The organism is Streptococcus oriscaviae, assembly GCF_018137985.1.
GTDB lineage: Bacteria > Bacillota > Bacilli > Lactobacillales > Streptococcaceae > Streptococcus > Streptococcus oriscaviae.
On the sequence record NZ_CP073084.1, the window covers coordinates 928,856 to 944,944 of the forward strand.

At 45.9% G+C, this 16,089-nt stretch carries 13 protein-coding genes and 1 pseudogene; all 14 read right to left on the bottom strand.

What is annotated here, in order from left to right; all coding sequences use genetic code 11:
- Positions 1–149: 149 nt before the first annotated feature.
- A pseudogene (locus INT76_RS04695) lies at positions 150–2,059 on the bottom strand (beta-glucoside-specific PTS transporter subunit IIABC).
- A 199-nt stretch (positions 2,060–2,258) separates the two neighbouring features.
- A complete protein-coding gene (gene licT / locus INT76_RS04700; protein WP_212572696.1) occupies positions 2,259–3,095 on the bottom strand; it encodes a BglG family transcription antiterminator LicT in 837 nt (278 codons plus the stop codon).
- 311 nt (positions 3,096–3,406) lie between these two features.
- A complete protein-coding gene (gene celB, locus INT76_RS04705) occupies positions 3,407–4,750 on the bottom strand; it encodes a PTS cellobiose transporter subunit IIC (RefSeq protein ID WP_212572698.1) in 1,344 nt (447 codons plus the stop codon).
- A 14-nt stretch (positions 4,751–4,764) separates the two neighbouring features.
- On the bottom strand, positions 4,765–5,271 hold the full coding sequence (locus INT76_RS04710) for a hypothetical protein (protein ID WP_212572700.1): 507 nt from the start codon (positions 5,269–5,271) through the stop codon (positions 4,765–4,767).
- A 10-nt stretch (positions 5,272–5,281) separates the two neighbouring features.
- A complete protein-coding gene (locus tag INT76_RS04715) occupies positions 5,282–5,596 on the bottom strand; it encodes a PTS cellobiose transporter subunit IIA (protein WP_212572702.1) in 315 nt (104 codons plus the stop codon).
- Between the two features lie 11 nt (positions 5,597–5,607).
- A complete protein-coding gene (locus INT76_RS04720) occupies positions 5,608–7,575 on the bottom strand; it encodes a BglG family transcription antiterminator (RefSeq protein ID WP_212572704.1) in 1,968 nt (655 codons plus the stop codon).
- Positions 7,576–7,619: 44 nt separating this feature from the next.
- Positions 7,620–7,937: a PTS cellobiose transporter subunit IIB gene (locus INT76_RS04725; protein WP_212572706.1), complete on the bottom strand. Its 318-nt coding sequence runs from the start codon at positions 7,935–7,937 to the stop codon at positions 7,620–7,622.
- 286 nt (positions 7,938–8,223) lie between these two features.
- Positions 8,224–8,565 carry a hypothetical protein gene (locus INT76_RS04730; protein WP_212572708.1) on the bottom strand — a complete coding sequence of 114 codons (342 nt, stop codon included), beginning with the start codon at positions 8,563–8,565 and terminating at the stop codon, positions 8,224–8,226.
- A 23-nt stretch (positions 8,566–8,588) separates the two neighbouring features.
- Positions 8,589–8,828 carry a SemiSWEET transporter gene (locus tag INT76_RS04735; protein WP_212573023.1) on the bottom strand — a complete coding sequence of 80 codons (240 nt, stop codon included), beginning with the start codon at positions 8,826–8,828 and terminating at the stop codon, positions 8,589–8,591.
- 63 nt (positions 8,829–8,891) lie between these two features.
- A complete protein-coding gene (locus INT76_RS04740; protein ID WP_212572710.1) occupies positions 8,892–10,325 on the bottom strand; it encodes a 6-phospho-beta-glucosidase in 1,434 nt (477 codons plus the stop codon).
- 85 nt (positions 10,326–10,410) lie between these two features.
- Entirely contained in the window at positions 10,411–11,253 is an 843-nt protein-coding gene (locus INT76_RS04745; RefSeq protein WP_212572712.1) for an HAD family hydrolase, read from the bottom strand.
- 150 nt (positions 11,254–11,403) lie between these two features.
- Positions 11,404–13,149 carry a dihydrolipoyl dehydrogenase gene (lpdA, locus tag INT76_RS04750; RefSeq protein WP_212572714.1) on the bottom strand — a complete coding sequence of 582 codons (1,746 nt, stop codon included), beginning with the start codon at positions 13,147–13,149 and terminating at the stop codon, positions 11,404–11,406.
- Positions 13,150–13,346: 197 nt separating this feature from the next.
- On the bottom strand, positions 13,347–14,720 hold the full coding sequence (locus INT76_RS04755; RefSeq protein WP_212572716.1) for a dihydrolipoamide acetyltransferase: 1,374 nt from the start codon (positions 14,718–14,720) through the stop codon (positions 13,347–13,349).
- A gap of 171 nt (positions 14,721–14,891) precedes the next feature.
- The gene (locus INT76_RS04760) at positions 14,892–15,887 is read right to left on the bottom strand and encodes an alpha-ketoacid dehydrogenase subunit beta (RefSeq protein ID WP_212572718.1); all 996 of its coding nucleotides are present in this window, start codon (positions 15,885–15,887) and stop codon (positions 14,892–14,894) included.
- Between the last annotated feature and the right edge of the window lie 202 nt (positions 15,888–16,089).

Here is a 16,089-nt window from a genome sequence, read left to right on the forward strand (position 1 = left end):
TTCCTTATGAAAACAAACACGCAAAACAACCGACTTCTTCTCTACCCTCCTTTCTTTTTAATGAGTTTCTGAACGATTAACAAACAAGAAAAGGAGCTGGGGAGTGATTCCCTGGCCCCTTTTTAATGGCTTATCACATTGCTAATGTTTTATTTGACTGTCGTTAACAGGTAGTCTCCGCTGTTGAGCTGACTTTCTTGTGTGACTAAAATGTCTTCATAATCAGCAGTATTTGTAACGATAATTGGAGTAATAATCGGAAGACCGGCTGCCTTAATGCCATGAACATCAAATTCTAATAGTTTTTGTCCAGCTTCAACCTTGTCACCGACTGCCACAAAGGACTCAAATCCTTTACCAGCAAGGGATACCGTATCCATACCGATATGGATAAGAAGCTCTGCTCCATTTTCCGTCCGAAGGCCAATGGCATGCTTGGTTGGGAAAACGAGGGTCACTTCTGCCTTGGCTGGAGAAACAAGGATGCCATCTAGGGGGTCGATGGCAATCCCCTTGCCCATAGCTCCTGAAGCAAATACTGCATCTGGAACGTCTTCCAATTTCACAACCTTACCAATAAGGGGACTTGCAAGAATTTCTTGCTTGATTTCTTTTAGCTCTGGTACAGACTCCTCAGGAGTCTCCACTACTTTTTTTCAGTTGGTCCTCCGTACAAGTAAGGAACCGGAAGCATCATTTGGATAGCGAAGGAAATAACAACCGCAGCAACCGCAAAGCCCATCATAATCCACATTGGAGTAACTCCAGTATCTGGACTTACGAAACTTGGGAAGAGGAAGATACCAAGACCACCCATTGAGTAGGACTTCAATTCAAAGAAGGAAAGTCCAGCACCGATTAAACCTGATACCGCACAAGAGATATAGAATGGGGTTTTCATCGGCAGGGTCACACCGTAGATAGCAGGCTCTGTTACACCAAAGATAGAAGAAATGAAGGCTGGCATAGCCACAGATTTAACTTTTTGCTCCTTGGTTTTCAACAAAATAGCCAAAAGAACACCTGTCTGAGTAAAGTTTGGCAAGTTGGCAGGAATAAGCACATCTGACCAATTATTTTGTGAGAATTGAAGGATAGCCAGTGGTACCAAGGCCCAGTGAAGACCAAACATAACCATCACCTGCCAGAAAACACCTAGGAGGATACCATAAAGAAGTGGGCTAAAATCCATAACAGATGTGAAACCAGCAGATAGAAGATCAGAAGCATAGTTGGCAACAGGGCCTACCACCAAGAAGGTTAATGGCACTGTTATCAACAAGGTTGCAAATGGCACCATAAACACTTTGACCACATCTGGAGTAATCTTCTTGAAAAATCTTTCGATATGAGATGCCACCCAAACTGCCAGAATGACAGGCACCACTGTCTGTAAGTAACTACCCGACGCAGGCAGGACAAATGGAATACCAAAAACATTGTTGAGTCCTGCTTCTGTCAAGGTTGCCAAAGTGGTTGGCAGTGTCGGATAGACCAAGGCCATAGCAATGGCCATACCGGTAAACTCGCTCATCTTGAATTTGCGAGCGGCATTAAATGCTAGAATAACTGGCAAGAACTGGAAGAAGCCATCGCCTGCGGCATTTAGAATAGCGTAGATAGCACTATTGTCATTGTTCCACTTCAAGGTCGCAGCCAAGATGGCAACCAGACCCTTGATGATACCGGCAGCCGCTAAAACACCGAGTGAGGGTTGGAAGACACCAGAAATGAGGTCTACAAAGCGATCAAAGAGATTTCCCTTTGGTCCATCGCCTTCGTCAATATCCAAGGCGCCATCACCTGCGATACCGGCAACCTTTTGAACTGCGGCATAGACATCTGGAACGTGGTTTCCGATAACCACCTGATATTGACCTCCAGCTTGAACGACGGTCACCACACCATCACGCGCTTTCAAGTAATCTGTATCCGCCTTGCTTTCGTCCTTGAGACCAAAACGAAGACGGGTCACGCAGTGCTTGAGGCTGCTGATATTCTCTTTGCCTCCGACATGAGCTACGATGTCCGTAGCTAAATCTGTATAATCCTTTGCCATTTTCCGGCTCCTTTCTTTTCTGGAAAAACAGAAAAACCTAAACATATACCAAACACTGCCTTCTGACCCATGTCAAAAAGAGTATCTTGTATATATTTAGGTTTTGCCTGCTAACCAGTAACAATCCTTTTGTTGAGATTATGATAGCACATTGCAAAAATTTTTGCAAGCGTTTTCTAAAACTTTTTTAAAAATTTTGTCAATACCCCTTCAGACGCTGAATGTGAATGGTTAAGTAGACCTGTTCGTCCTTGCTCATTTCAAAGTTATAAGCCTCTCGAATATAGGTCTTGATCTTCTTGGTACAGGCAAAGGCCTGAGGATAGTTTTGCTGTACTTGTTCAAAGAGGAAGGCGTCGTTGGTTCCCTGTACCAAACCGTTGACTACCCGCTGGGCAAAATATTGGACATGGATGACAAAGCGATGGTAGCTGGTATCATTTTCATCCATCTCATAGCCAAAGTGCAGGCGCACGATGTCCAAGATCTGAGTTACAATCCGACCGATGGTATAGGATTCTTTCCCCAGAGCGCCATTTTTTTGAGCATTGACAAAGTGCAGGGCAAGAGAAGACGCTTCTGCCTTATCCAAAGTCTGCCCCAATTTTTCCTGAACCAAGGCCAGAGCTTCAAGGCCTAGCTGGTATTCTTTGGGATAGAACTTGCGGATTTCCCAAGCCAGCGGGTTTTCTAGGGCCATGCCTTGTTTGGTTCGTTCAAGGGCAAAGTGCAAATGGTCTGCCAAGGCCACATACAGTGACAACTCAAAAGTCGTCTCAAGAGCTTCTTCTGCCTTATGTATCAAGAGATTGACCAGACCTAATTCCTCTTGCGGCAGGGTACCAAAAATTTCCCGAATATCGGTCATCTGAAGGTCATTTTGCAGGACAAAGGTCTTTTCGATCTGGTCGGGATTTAAGAATTCGCCAGACCGCTTTTGAAAGCCCAGTCCTCTTCCCATGACGATCAATTCCTTGCCATTTTCATCGCTGGCCTGCACAACATTATTGTTATAGACTCTTTCAATTTTTAGCATTTTTTTCTCCGTCATTTTTCATAAAAAATAACCTAAACACATAGCAACAGCACGCCAAAAAAGCCTCTGCTATTCCTATCTGCTTAGGTTTTGCCTGCCAACCAGTAACAATCCTAGAACTATAGTAGCAAAATTCCTAGTTATTTGCAAGCGGTTTTATAGGCCAACCTAATCGAGCATAAACAGCAAAAACAGAGAAACTCTGTCCTTCCTAGCCTTTCAATTTTCTGATTTTCCTAAAGTAAAGAAAAAGTAGATAACCTGCAAAGAAGCCATCTACTTTTTAGGGGAACGAAGGATTGGAAATCCGTTTACTGTGCTGCTGCCTGCTCTTCTGCCAACAATTTCTTGTCGTAAGAACGAACAAACGGATAGTAAACCAGGAAGGCTACCAAGCTACATACCAAAGCAAGGATAATGGCACGCCAGTCAGCAGTTCCAAGGAAGGCACCGATACCAACTGGAGTCGGCCATGGCACCTGACCAATGACAGCGTTGACCAAGTTTAGCTCCATAGCAAAGTAGTAAACGGTCATCGAAGCAATCGGTGCAAGCATAAACGGAATAGCTAGCGCTGGGTTGTAGATAATCGGCAAACCAAAGATCAATGGCTCATTGATGTTAAAGATGCCCGGTACGATAGCCGCCTTACCGATGGCACTGAGTTGCTCGGAACGAGCGCGGGTCGCAAGCCAGATACAGAGTCCAAGAGTTGCACCGGAACCACCAGCGATAACGAACATGTTCGAAAATTCACCTGCTACAATATTGCGAGCACCTTCTGCATTGGCTGCCATGTTGACCAAGGCAATCGGAGATACGAAGGCAAAGACAATGTTAGCACCGTGAATCCCAACAATCCAGAGAGCCTGAGTCAAGAGATAGATAATCACCAGACCAAACCAAGTATCTGTCAGGTTAGCTACAAAGCCAAATGGAACAGCGATAACCTTGAAGATGTCTGTTCCTAACAGAACAAAGGCACCATTAACAAAAATAACGAAGAAGGCAATCACAAAACTTGGAATCAAGGCTGTGAAACCACGAGAAACACCTTCTGGAACGGAGTCAGGCATCTTGATAACCCAGTTTTTCTTCACGCAGAGGCGGTAGAGATGAACTGCGGCTACTGCCATGATAATAGCAGTAAAGATACCCGTTGTTCCCAAGCGGCTAATGTCCCAACCATTCACAATGACTGTACTTTCAGGGTCTAGGCTATGAACAAGTGTCATAAGCCCATCTTCAAAGACAACCTGCGGAACAGCCATGATGAAGGCAAAGAGCGCTAGCAAGGCACCATTGAGCGGTGTCAAGTTCAGGTTTTCTTCTTCGGCATAAATCTTCGTCAACTCATAGCCAATCGCCAAGTTGAAGTAGAGGGCCAAGATTCCCATAGTAGCGGTATTAGCCACCATGTAGAGGCTTGTATATTTTGCAAAGGAGGCGTCAAAGAAATCTTGAATGCCCGGGATAAATCCAAAGGCCAATGGGATGATACTAAATACCAAGAACATTGAGCCAACAATCGTGAACGGTACTGCCGCCATACCCGCTGCAGTAATCGCACGCACAAACTTCATTTGGGCAACCTTGCCCATAGGTCCCATGAGATGCTTCTCTAGGAAACCAAACCATCCGTGTTGTTCTTCCATAATGAAACTCCTTTTTAGTAAGATTGTTTTATTTTTTGAAACCGATAATAATAAGGATCGCAGTTGTGTTCAATTTGGCCAATGCGGCGCAAATTATAGCTGATGATTACCAGACCTGCCAACTGGATTAGGATAAGGGCAATAAGGGTCTGACTGACTGTTGAAAAAATAGGGAATAAACTGTGGCCTTGTCCTACAAGCAAAAGCCCCATCACCAACAGGTTCATCACCCTCTGGGCTAACAAGGCCCGTTTCGTCAACTTGAGCGAAATATCTGTTTTCCCAAAAAGTGTCACTTGTTCTGCAAAAGCAGCAACCATCAGTGCCACCATGACAATCGGGAGAAGGATATACACACTAAGGTGAGTTAGTTGGATAATGAGCCAATACAGATTGGCAAAGAAGAAGACCGGCAAGCTGTAACGAAAGAGCAAGAAACGATTGAAGGCATTGGTCTTTTGGATTTGCTCTTGCTTGATGTCCTCAGCTGACTTGAATGGTTTCTTACTAGTTTCTGTCATGCCCTACTCCTTACGCTACTTTTTGATAGAGAGCTAGCATTTCCAAGGCTACTTCTCTGAGGGTCATGGTCGTCATAAGGTGATCTTGCGCATGAACCATGATGATTTCGATTTTAATTTCTGTTCCGCCAGCATATTCCTGCAAGAGCTTGGTCTGTGACTTGTGAGCCAGCAACAACTCTTCATTGGCGTTTTCCAAGAGTTTTGCTGCTTCTTCATAGTCACCCTTTCGCATGGCCGCAAAGGCTTCATGGACAAGGGTTCGAGAGTTCCCGCTGTAAAGAATAATTTCAAAGGCGGCTACCTGTAATTCTTCTGCTGTCATACTATCTCCTTTTATACAACTGAAAGCAATAGGGTTTTAAATGTCTGATAATCCTGGCAGTCACAAATGGCTGCCTGCAAGTCTGGTCTATCCGTCAACTGCACCAAGAGAGTGGTTAAATCTGCCAAGCCATCATTTTCATAGATGGAAGGTGATACTAGAAACACAAGCTTGATGGCGTGGAAGTGCTGATCCCAGTCTACCCCTTGACGGACAATGCCTATGGCAATCTTGTGGCGTTTATCGTAGGCCTTGATAGGATGTGGAACAGCTATCTGGTCGTTGAAGACAACTGTTGACATCTGCTCCCGTTGTTGGATTAGCTCCAGCATTTTCTGATGGTAACCGTTATCGCCTGTTTCATTCAAACAGTCAACCAGCCTATCCAAGACCTCCTTTTTCTCCAGCTGCTCTTCGATAAAGAACATGTCTTGTGAAAAGTAGTCATCAAAGATTGTTTCGAGATTTTGACCGGTTTTTTCGTCTATCAAGGGATGTTTCCCATCAATCTTGGATAGGGCTTCCTTGACCCGTGCCACTTCTTCGTCCTTTAAAAAGACACTGACAGTGACAACCGGAACAGAGAAGACCAAGGTTGACAAATCGATGGAGGAGATAATCAAATCCACTCCCTTGAGCAAGTCATCATCCAAGTCATAATAACCCACCACATCCACTACATGGACGCAGGGATTCAGCTCATTGATAATGCGGTGCTTCAACATTTGCGCCGAGCCATATCCTGTTGCACAAATGACAAGGACATTGACCTTTTTCTTTTCCTTGTAACGCTCTTGCGCAGCCATCAGGTGAAGGGCGATATAGGCTAGTTCATCATCCGTGATGGGATAAATAGCTAAACTAGGTACCCGCTTAATAAATTGTTTGGTCAGCTCAAAGGCATCTGGATAGTGCTCCTTAATTTCGCCTACCAAAGGATTGGTCAGATGAATCCGATTGGTCAGGCGCTCCAAGAGAACTCGGAAGTGGGTTAAGAGCCCCTCCATCAGCGGATAGTCCGAAAAGAAGTGGCTGCCATAAACTCCGTCTAGTTGGCGAAAGGCTTCTGCTAGTTCATCCTGCAAACGATGTTCCCTTTCCGCATCCGTCTTAGACTCTAGATTGCGACCTTTAGAAATCAAGTGCAGGGCAATGTAGGTCGCTTCTTCCTGTGGGAAATGAATCTGGCTGCGCTCCTCCAACTGCTCCACAATTCCTTGTGCCACCCGAAACTCTCTGGCAAACTTGTCCTTGTCCACATCAATGGGAGACATCTGAAAACCGTCTTCCAAGCGTTTGATGGCTAAAGCAATGTGGATGACTAGATTCTGTATCACATAGTCTGATAGGGAAAGTTCTTCATTGCGGCAGCCATCCAGCACAATCATGGTCAACTCTTCCAGGCTAATGGGCAGATTGAGAATATCCCCACTCACATAGCTCTGAAAATGCTTGAGAAAGTGTCCATTAAAGAAATAGTCCATAATGAAGCGACGTTTGTGGTGTTCCTCACCCTGAACGTAAATCCCCTTGTTGGCACGGCTTTCAATCGTCAAGTGGTGCTTGGCTAGGACAGAGCGTATCTTCTTCAAGTCGGCTGACAAGGTTGAGCGGCTGACATAGAGCTGGTCAGCCAAATCTTCCAACAGAAGGTTTTCCTGCTCGAAAATAAGTTTGTTAATGATGTAATTGTGGCGATCTGAAATATCCACGTTCTCTTTTCCAAAGGGGATCTGCTTATCGGTGAGAAATTCTAGCCCCTCACCTTCTCTTTCAACGATGAGCTGGTAGCCGTAGCCTTGTTTGGATTGCAGTTCAAGACCGTCAATCTTGGCCAGTTCATCAGTCAGGTTTTTCAGATAGTTCCGCACCGTTCGATCTGAGCAACCAAGCTGGTCAGCTAAAACCTTGCTGGTTACAAACTGGTTGCGGTTTTGAAATAAGAATTGAGCGAGCAATTTTTCTTTCGGTCCCAGCATGACTTCCCCTTTTAATGAATGAGATAATGGTTTAGATAAGTTGACTAACCGATATTGTCCACGATGAGTTGCGCCATTTTTTCAATACCCATCGGGATTGGAATGTAGGCCTGCGGTGGAATTTGCGCAATCGCCTTACCAGCCTTATCCGCTGCATCTTTCAGATTAGCATAGTACATTTTTGTCTGCGGACTGACTAAGTAGAGATCAAACTTCCCTTCCGCGATAGCCTTCGCCCCTTCAGTAGCAGAAATCGCATCAACCTGAATATCCTGTCCCTTGCTTGCAAAATATTCCGTTGTTTTTTTAGCCATCAGAGATGATGACATTCCAGCAGCACAGATAATCAATGCTTTTGACATAATGGCTTCCTCCATGTATTTGTGATTATTTCTATCTCCAGTATATCTGTAAACGCTTTCTATGACAATAGCAAGACTTTCCTTAGTACTGCGGAAAGTTTCGCGCAATCCGACACATTATCAAAAAATCCCAGCCATTTTCTAAGCTAGGATTGCAAACATATTCGCAGCCACAAGCCTTATCGGCCCTGCTGCCCCCATGAACAAAAACCGCTCCAACCATCATATAGAGCAAGAACTCCCATCATCTCCCTTGTAGATTTTTCCGAGATTGGAAGCAGATCTGTCACACAGACTGCATAAAATTTTTTGAAAACACGACCAGATCTTTGTCTGCCAGAGAAAATTCCTTTTGAATAAGATCTTTTATCTGCTTGTCTGATACGGCACTTTCAACAACATAGGACTCTTGGTTGGTCAACTGAATCTTCAGAACTTCCATCAAGGCCGAACTTTTGGACAAGTCCGGAAGAACGTCCATATTAAAAAATTGGATAACGTAGACAACCTTACTGCCATCACCTGTTCGGCTTCGCGTCAGACCCCACTTAGATGTTTTAACAATCAACCATGTCAATGGAACTACAATGAGAGCAAGCAGCAACAAAGACCAAACAAATTGTAACATCAGAATCACCAGCCTTTACTGAATTATTTGTATATTAGTTTACAAATTAAAATCGTTCCTGTCAAGAGAAAACTGAAACCGTTTGCCAAAATCAGCGGAATATCCCCAATGATAAATCCATGAACCAACCAAAGGAAAATTCCTGTTACCGTCATGGTATACATCCCCAGTGAAATAGCTGAAGTGTCCTTGGTCTGAAAAATTTTTATCACCTGAGGAATAAATCCAAAGGTCGTCAAGCAAGCAGCAATCAAGCCAATCATTAGCATCCCCACTTTCTAGTAAAAAGGCCCTGCAAGGGAAATTCTCCCTGCAGGACAACCGACTTACAAGTCTTCGCCATTTGAGGCGATGACCTTTTTATACCATTCAAAGGACAGTTTTGGCGACCGGGCATAACTTCCCTTGCCCTCATCATCCTTGTCCACATAGATAAAACCATACCGCTTGCGCATCTCCCCTGTTCCTGCTGACACCAGATCGATACAGCCCCAAGGTGTGTACCCCATCAAGTCCACCCCGTCTTCGACAACCGCCTTCTTCATCTCTGCGATATGGGCTGCCAGATAGTCAATCCGGTAATCATCGTGAACCATGCCATCTTCTGCCACCTGATCAATGGCCCCAAAACCATTTTCCACGATAAAGAGCGGCAGGTGATACATATCGGTAAACCAGTTGAGAGCATAGCGCAGGCCCTGCGGGTCAATCTGCCATTCCCAGTCAGAGGCCTTAACGTAAGGATTTTTAACCAGATCCTCTGTTTCCAGATAGTCAAAGTAAGGGTTGTTCTCCCTATGGGAGTCAATGGCAAAGGACATATAGTAGCTAAAGCCGATATAGTCCACTGTTCCCGCCAGCAAATCTGCCTCATCTTCCTCTGTCACATCAATAGCAAAGCCCTTGCGCTTCCAGTAATTGAGGATATGGTTGGGATAGAAGCCATGAACATGGACATCCGCAAAATAATAGCGTTTCTGCATGGCTTTTTGGGCCATCAAGATGTCACTCGGCTTACAAGTCGCCGGATAAATCGGACACATGGCAATCATACAGCCAATCTGCAAGTCTGGGTTAATGGCGTGACCGACCTTGACCGCACGAGCAGACGCCACCAGCTCATAGTGGGCCGCCTGATACATGATGGCCTCACGGTCATCCCCTTCCTTGTAGACAATCCCTGAGTTAGTAAAAGGGGCAAAATCTTCTTGGTAGTTGGCCTGATTGTTGATTTCGTTGAAGGTCATCCAGTATTTGACCTTATCCTTGTAGCGCTTGAAGCAGACCTCTGCAAAGCGGACAAAGAAATCAATCACCTTGCGGTTGGTAAACCCACCGTATTCCGTTACCAGATGGTAAGGCAGCTCAAAGTGAGATAAGGTGACCACCGGCTCAATCCCATACTTGAGGCACTCATCAAAGAGGTCATCATAGAACTGCAAGCCTGCTTCGTTAGGCATCTCCTCATCCCCTTTTGGAAAAATCCGTGTCCAGGCGATGGAAGTACGGAAACACTTGAAGCCCATCTCAGCAAACAGGGCAATGTCTTCCTTATAGCGGTGGTAAAAATCAATGGCTTCGTGGTTAGGGTAGTACTTGCCCTCTAAGACACCTGCTGTAATCTCCCGCGGCACACCATGACGAGCAGCTGTCATGACATCCGCCACACTGATGCCCTTACCGCCTTCTTTCCAGCCACCTTCTAATTGGTGGGCCGCCACTGCGCCGCCCCAGAGAAAATCATGTGGTAGTGTTGTCATAAGATCTTCCTCCTTATTATTACAACCAGTATACTAAACCGCTTACATGATGTACAGTTGGATATTTTCCACATCCCTGCGGAAATCACGCAAGTAGACCCAGTTTTTGGAAGGCATTGTAGAGGCCGTCATGCTCCACATCGTCTGTCACCATATCGGCCATGGCCAGGATTTCTGGTCCGCCATTGCCCATGGATACGCCAATCTCACAGTATTCCAGCATGGGAATATCAATCTTGGCATCCCCAAAGGCAATGGTGTCTTCCTTTTTCGCACCCAAATGTTCCAGTAGGACATCGATGGCATGGGCCTTGTTGATGTCCTTGACACCCAGATCCCCAAAGAGGGCTGTTTCTCCCCGGCCACCCCAGGTGTTGGCTACCAGCTGGGGAAAGGCTGCCTTAGAATCCAGATGATCCTGGTAGGAATCAAGGACAAAACTGATTTTATTGAGATCGTCCCGATAGAGTTCCCCACCATAAACGATTCCATGCAGGACATCTTCCGTCTCCTGATGGGCCACTTCTTCCGCTGTCTTGCCCTTGTTCATGGCGTAAATTCTCATGGTTTCCCGAGCCCGTTCCCGGAAGTTCTCACTGGCAAAGAGGCCATTATTGCTCTCTAAGTAAAATTCCAGGCCCCGCTCATGAAGCCAATCAACCACAGCCTTGGCATCCTCCTTGGAAATGAGCTGGTGCATGATGACCTGACCCTGGTGCTCCACATAAGAGCCATTGCCTCCAATCATGCCATCAAGGCCGATGTCCCAAAGCTCTGGCTGCATCTCTGCCCGACTGCGACCCGTACAGACATAGACCAGGTGCCCATTTTCTCTAGCCTTGCGAATGGCTGCTATGGCCGAATCTGGAATACGGTTGTGGTAGTCTACCAAGGTCCCATCCACATCCAGAAAAATCAATTTTCCCATATTGTCACCTCATTTTTTGATACTTCCATTATATAAGGAAATGCATCCGCTTCCTAGCGATATATTCCGATATTCTGATACTATGGTATGATGTAACTATTTTTCCAAGAAAAAATCCCCGAGTTCCGATGACTCGAGGATAAAATGATTTTATTTGCGTTTTGGTGGGTTGTGGATGGCCACGCCAAGCACGTCAAGGAAGGCTTCGTACATGACTTCTGAGAAGGTTGGGTGACCGTGGATAGATGCTGCCACGTCGTCCACTGTCAACTCAGATTCCATGATGGTTGCGGCTTCGTTGATCATTTCAGCAGCAACTGGACCGATGATGTGGACACCAAGGATTTCATGGTAGCGAGCATCAGCGATTACTTTTACAAAACCATGGGCTTCGTTGGAAGCGATGGCACGGCCATTACCCGTAAAGCTGTTGCGGCCAACCAGGATATTTTCCTTGCCGTATTTCTCAATGGCTTGATCTTCTGTCAAACCAACCATGGCGATTTCAGGATGGGTGTAAACCGCTGCTGGTGTGAAGTCCAACTTAGCCTTGTGGTGGTTACCATGAATGGCATTTTCGGCAGCCACTTCACCCATGCGGTAAGCAGCGTGGGCCAACATCTTGGTACCGTTGACATCACCTGGCGCATAGATGCCTGGGATAGAGGTTTCTTGGTACTCATTTACCTTGATGCGACCGCGGTCTAATTCAAGGTTGAGGTTCTCAAGACCTGCCAACTGCGGTACACGACCGATGGACAGAAGGGCTTTTTCAGAAATGATTTCTGAACCGTCATTCAACTTGATGGTCAACTGGTTGTTGGCTTCCACGATTTCAGATACGCCAACAGAGGTCAAGAATTTCATACCTTTCTTAGAAAGGACTTTTTGCAATTCAACAGACACTTCGCGGTCCATACCTGGGATGATACGGTCAGCCATTTCAACAACCGTTACTTCTGTTCCGTAAGATGCGTAAACGAGACCGAGTTCGACACCGACAACGCCACCACCCATAACAGTGAGGGATTTCGGAATTTCACGCAGGTCAAGGATATCATCAGAAGTCAAGACCAATTTGGAATCAATACCTGGGATGTTGATGCGGGAAACTTTTGAACCGGTCGCCAGGATGATGGAGCGACCCTTGATCACCTTGTCACCGATGACAACTGTCTTGTCAGGATTTACTTGACCAAGACCGTTGAAGATGGTGACTTTGTTGGCTTTCAAGAGACCAGCAACACCGCCAGTCAAGGTCTTGACAACCTTGTTCTTGAAGTCAACTGTCTTGTCCATGTCAACTGTGTAGTTGGTTGAAGCAAGGTTGATACCACGCTCAGCCGCAATCTTCAAGCCGTCCAAAATTTCAGCGTTCTTGAGGTAGGTCTTGGTTGGGATACAACCCTTGTTCAAGCAGGTTCCGCCAAATTCTGATTTTTCAACGATGGCGATTTTACCACCCAATTGGGCACCACGGATGGCTGCATAGTAACCAGCAGGACCACCGCCGACAACAACCATGTCGTACTCATCAGCTGCCAATTCTGCCTTAGGAGCCTGTGGAGCTGCTGTTGGAGCTGCCGGCACTTCCAAGCCAGCCGCTTTCAAGTCAGCAGTTGCTTGAGCCACGTTTGCTCCCTCTTCAATGACTTCCCCTTCTGCACCAAGGTAGGCAATGACTTCTGTTACAGGAACAGTCGCACCATTGCCATGGACAATCTTCAGAAGGATACCAGAATCCTCTGCCTCCAGCTCCATGCTGGTCTTGTCTGACATCATTTCCAAGATAACATCGCCTTCATTGACCATATCACCTTCTTGTTTTTTCCACTCGATGATTTCACCTTCCTGCATGTCTACACCGAGTTTGGGCATAATAATTTCTACTGCCATGATTAAGATACCAAGAGCGAAGAGAAAGCGACTGAAAAACTAGAAAATCGTAGAAAATCCTGATTTTCTAAACGATTTATCTATTTTTCCGAGCTTTCCGCTCGGGTTCAGTTTCTGAATCCCCTCTGCTCTTCTTCCCTTTCTTTTTTATGGTTGGGCAAGGTGGCCTCACCCCTCTACTTAATAACTAGTTTTAATCAAATCAACAATTCCAATGGGTTTTCGAGCAAGTTCTTCAAGTCAACCATGAATTTGGCACCGTTCATACCATCCACGATACGGTGGTCGATGGTCAAGCAAAGGGCCATGATAGGGCGAATCTTGATTTCACCGTCGATGACAACTGGTGTTTGAACAGTTGCTGCGACACCAAGGATGGCTGAGTTTGGCTGGTTGATGATTGGGTTGAAGGTCTTGGTACCAAACATCCCCAAGTTGGTGATAGAGAAGGTGGAGCCTGACATTTCAGCACCCTTGAGTTTACCAGATTGGGCTTTCTTGATGACATCTTTAGAAGCCACCACAAAGTCAGACAAGCTCATCTTATCTGCACCGTGAACAACTGGCACGACCAAGCCTTCGTCCAGACCAACTGCGATACCCAGGTTGACAAACTTGTGCAATTCGATTTCTTGGGCATCGTTGATAAGGGAAGCGTTGAGGTAACGGTGCTCTTCCTTCATCAAGGTACGGGTTACCGCCAGACCAATCAGATCTGTAAAGGTTACTTTGAGGCCAGTCTTATTCATGATTGGCTCAAGGACTTGCTTACGCAGGGCCATGAGGTTGGTCATGTCGATGTCGTAGTTGAGGGTAAAGGTTGGAGCCGTCAGGTAAGAGTTAACCATGCCTTTTGAAATAGCCTTACGCATTGGGCTCATCTTGATGATTTCAACACCTTCTGGCAATTCCTTGGCTGGTTTTTCTTCGACCTTAGCTACTGGAGCAGCTTCTACTGCTGGTGCAACAAGGGCCAAGACGTCTTCTTTGACAATCTTACCATTGACACCTGTACCTGTGATGGTAGAGAGGTCAATACCCTTATCTGCTGCAATGCGGGCTGCCAGAGGCGTTGCTTTTGGTGCTGCATCTTTGAAGTTTTCAACATCCGCCTTGTGAACACGGCCATTGGCTCCAGTTCCTGGCACAACACCCAGGTCAATATGGAGTTCACGGGCCAATTTGCGGGCTGCTGGAGTAGCACGAACCTTGCCGCCACCTTGTGGCTTAGCCGCAGCTGGCGCAACGATAACGGGTGTGCGACCTGCTGGCACTTCTTCGATGGCTGCCGCTGGGGCTGGAGCTGGAGCAGACCCTGCTTCCACTGTTTCCCCTTCTGCGCCCAAGTAGGCAATAACTTCAGTAACAGGTACGGTTGCACCATTGCCATGAACAATTTTGATGAGGACGCCTGACTCTTCTGCTTCCAGTTCCATGCTGGTCTTGTCAGACATCATTTCCAAGATGACGTCGCCTTCGTTGACGAAATCGCCCTCTTGTTTTTTCCACTCGATGATTTCACCTTCTTGCATGTCCACACCGAGCTTTGGCATAATAATTTCTACTGCCATTTTGAGTTTCCTTTCGTACATTCTTTAGTAATGCTAGGCTATTTTATTTCTAGCATATCAGGGTTAGCGCCTTTCCGATTGCTTTTCTGACGAGGCGATTGGGCACAGGCATAACGGACGTTAGGCAAGCCAAATCACAATGTTAAAAAAGATAAGCGGGTGACGATAAGATTAACCCTTGTTTACTTGCTTATAGATTGCCGCCTTGATTTTCTCTACGTTTGGCAATACTGCATTTTCAAGAATGTTTGCGTAAGGAACTGGTACATCGTCTGAAGCGATACGGATGATTGGGGCATCCAAGTAGTCAAAGGCTTCGCTTTCTGTGATGATGGACGCGATTTCACCGATGAAACCACCTGTCTTGTAGGCATCGTTGACCAAAATCACCTTACCAGTTTTCTTGACAGACTCGATAATCAATTCCTTGTCAAGCGGTATAAGGGTACGTGGGTCAACCACTTCTACGCTGATGCCTTCTGCAGCCACTTCTTCAGCTGCTTTCAAGACACGCTCCAACATACGACCGTAGGAAATGATGGTTACATCTGTACCTTCACGCTTGATTTCACCCTTGCCAAGTGGAATGTAGAAATCTGGGTCCAAGTTCACTTCTTCTTTTTTACCGTAAAGAGCTTTTGGCTCCAAGAAGATAACTGGGTTGTTATCAAGGATAGATGATTTCAAGAGACCTTTGGCATCGTTAGCTGTACCAGGCGCAACCACCTTGATACCTGGGATATGGGTCAACCATGCTTCAAGAGATTGGGAGTGCTGCGCCGCTGAACCGATACCAGAACCTGAAGCCACACGGAAAGTAACAGGGGTTTTCAAACCGCCGCCAAACATGTAGTTGGTTTTAGCTGCCTGATTGACGATGGCATCCAGGGCAATCGTAATAAAGTCCATGAAAGTCAAGTCAACGATTGGACGAAGACCTGTTTGGGCTGCACCAACTGCAGAACCAGCAATAGCCGCCTCAGAGATAGGCGTGTCGCGAACGCGTTTTTCACCAAATTCTTCCAACATACCAACTGATGTACCGAAGTCCCCGCCGTAGATACCGACGTCTTCACCCATCAAGAATACTTTTTCATCCTTACGCATTTCCTCGCTTTGAGCCAAGTTAATCGCTTCACGCAAGGCCATTAATTTTGTTTCAGCCATTTTTACTCCTAATTTATATCATTTTGTTCACTGTAATTAGTAAATTAAAGGGAAAATCAACCAACAGACTCAACATAATTGATTATCATCCCTGTTTGAGACACTCTAGAATTGTATTCTACCGTTCTCATAACTTACTACGACACGGAGACTATTCAGCCGATATTGCTGAATAGGCGAAGTTAGCTTCAAACATTTGGGA

What these genes read in the sequence shown, in the direction of transcription:
- INT76_RS04760 (WP_212572718.1), bottom strand. Translation starts at nt 15,887, where the DNA reads ATGGCTGAAACAAAATTAATGGCCTTGCGTGAAGCGATTAACTTGGCT.
- licT (WP_212572696.1), bottom strand. Translation starts at nt 3,095, where the DNA reads ATGCTAAAAATTGAAAGAGTCTATAACAATAATGTTGTGCAGGCCAGC.
- INT76_RS04735 (WP_212573023.1), bottom strand. Translation starts at nt 8,828, where the DNA reads ATGATTGGCTTGATTGCTGCTTGCTTGACGACCTTTGGATTTATTCCT.
- INT76_RS04720 (WP_212572704.1), bottom strand. Translation starts at nt 7,575, where the DNA reads ATGCTGGGACCGAAAGAAAAATTGCTCGCTCAATTCTTATTTCAAAAC.
- INT76_RS04745 (WP_212572712.1), bottom strand. Translation starts at nt 11,253, where the DNA reads ATGGGAAAATTGATTTTTCTGGATGTGGATGGGACCTTGGTAGACTAC.
- INT76_RS04715 (WP_212572702.1), bottom strand. Translation starts at nt 5,596, where the DNA reads ATGACAGCAGAAGAATTACAGGTAGCCGCCTTTGAAATTATTCTTTAC.
- INT76_RS04740 (WP_212572710.1), bottom strand. Translation starts at nt 10,325, where the DNA reads ATGACAACACTACCACATGATTTTCTCTGGGGCGGCGCAGTGGCGGCC.
- INT76_RS04755 (WP_212572716.1), bottom strand. Translation starts at nt 14,720, where the DNA reads ATGGCAGTAGAAATTATTATGCCAAAGCTCGGTGTGGACATGCAAGAA.
- lpdA (WP_212572714.1), bottom strand. Translation starts at nt 13,149, where the DNA reads ATGGCAGTAGAAATTATTATGCCCAAACTCGGTGTAGACATGCAGGAA.
- celB (WP_212572698.1), bottom strand. Translation starts at nt 4,750, where the DNA reads ATGGAAGAACAACACGGATGGTTTGGTTTCCTAGAGAAGCATCTCATG.
- INT76_RS04730 (WP_212572708.1), bottom strand. Translation starts at nt 8,565, where the DNA reads ATGTTACAATTTGTTTGGTCTTTGTTGCTGCTTGCTCTCATTGTAGTT.
- INT76_RS04710 (WP_212572700.1), bottom strand. Translation starts at nt 5,271, where the DNA reads ATGACAGAAACTAGTAAGAAACCATTCAAGTCAGCTGAGGACATCAAG.
- INT76_RS04725 (WP_212572706.1), bottom strand. Translation starts at nt 7,937, where the DNA reads ATGTCAAAAGCATTGATTATCTGTGCTGCTGGAATGTCATCATCTCTG.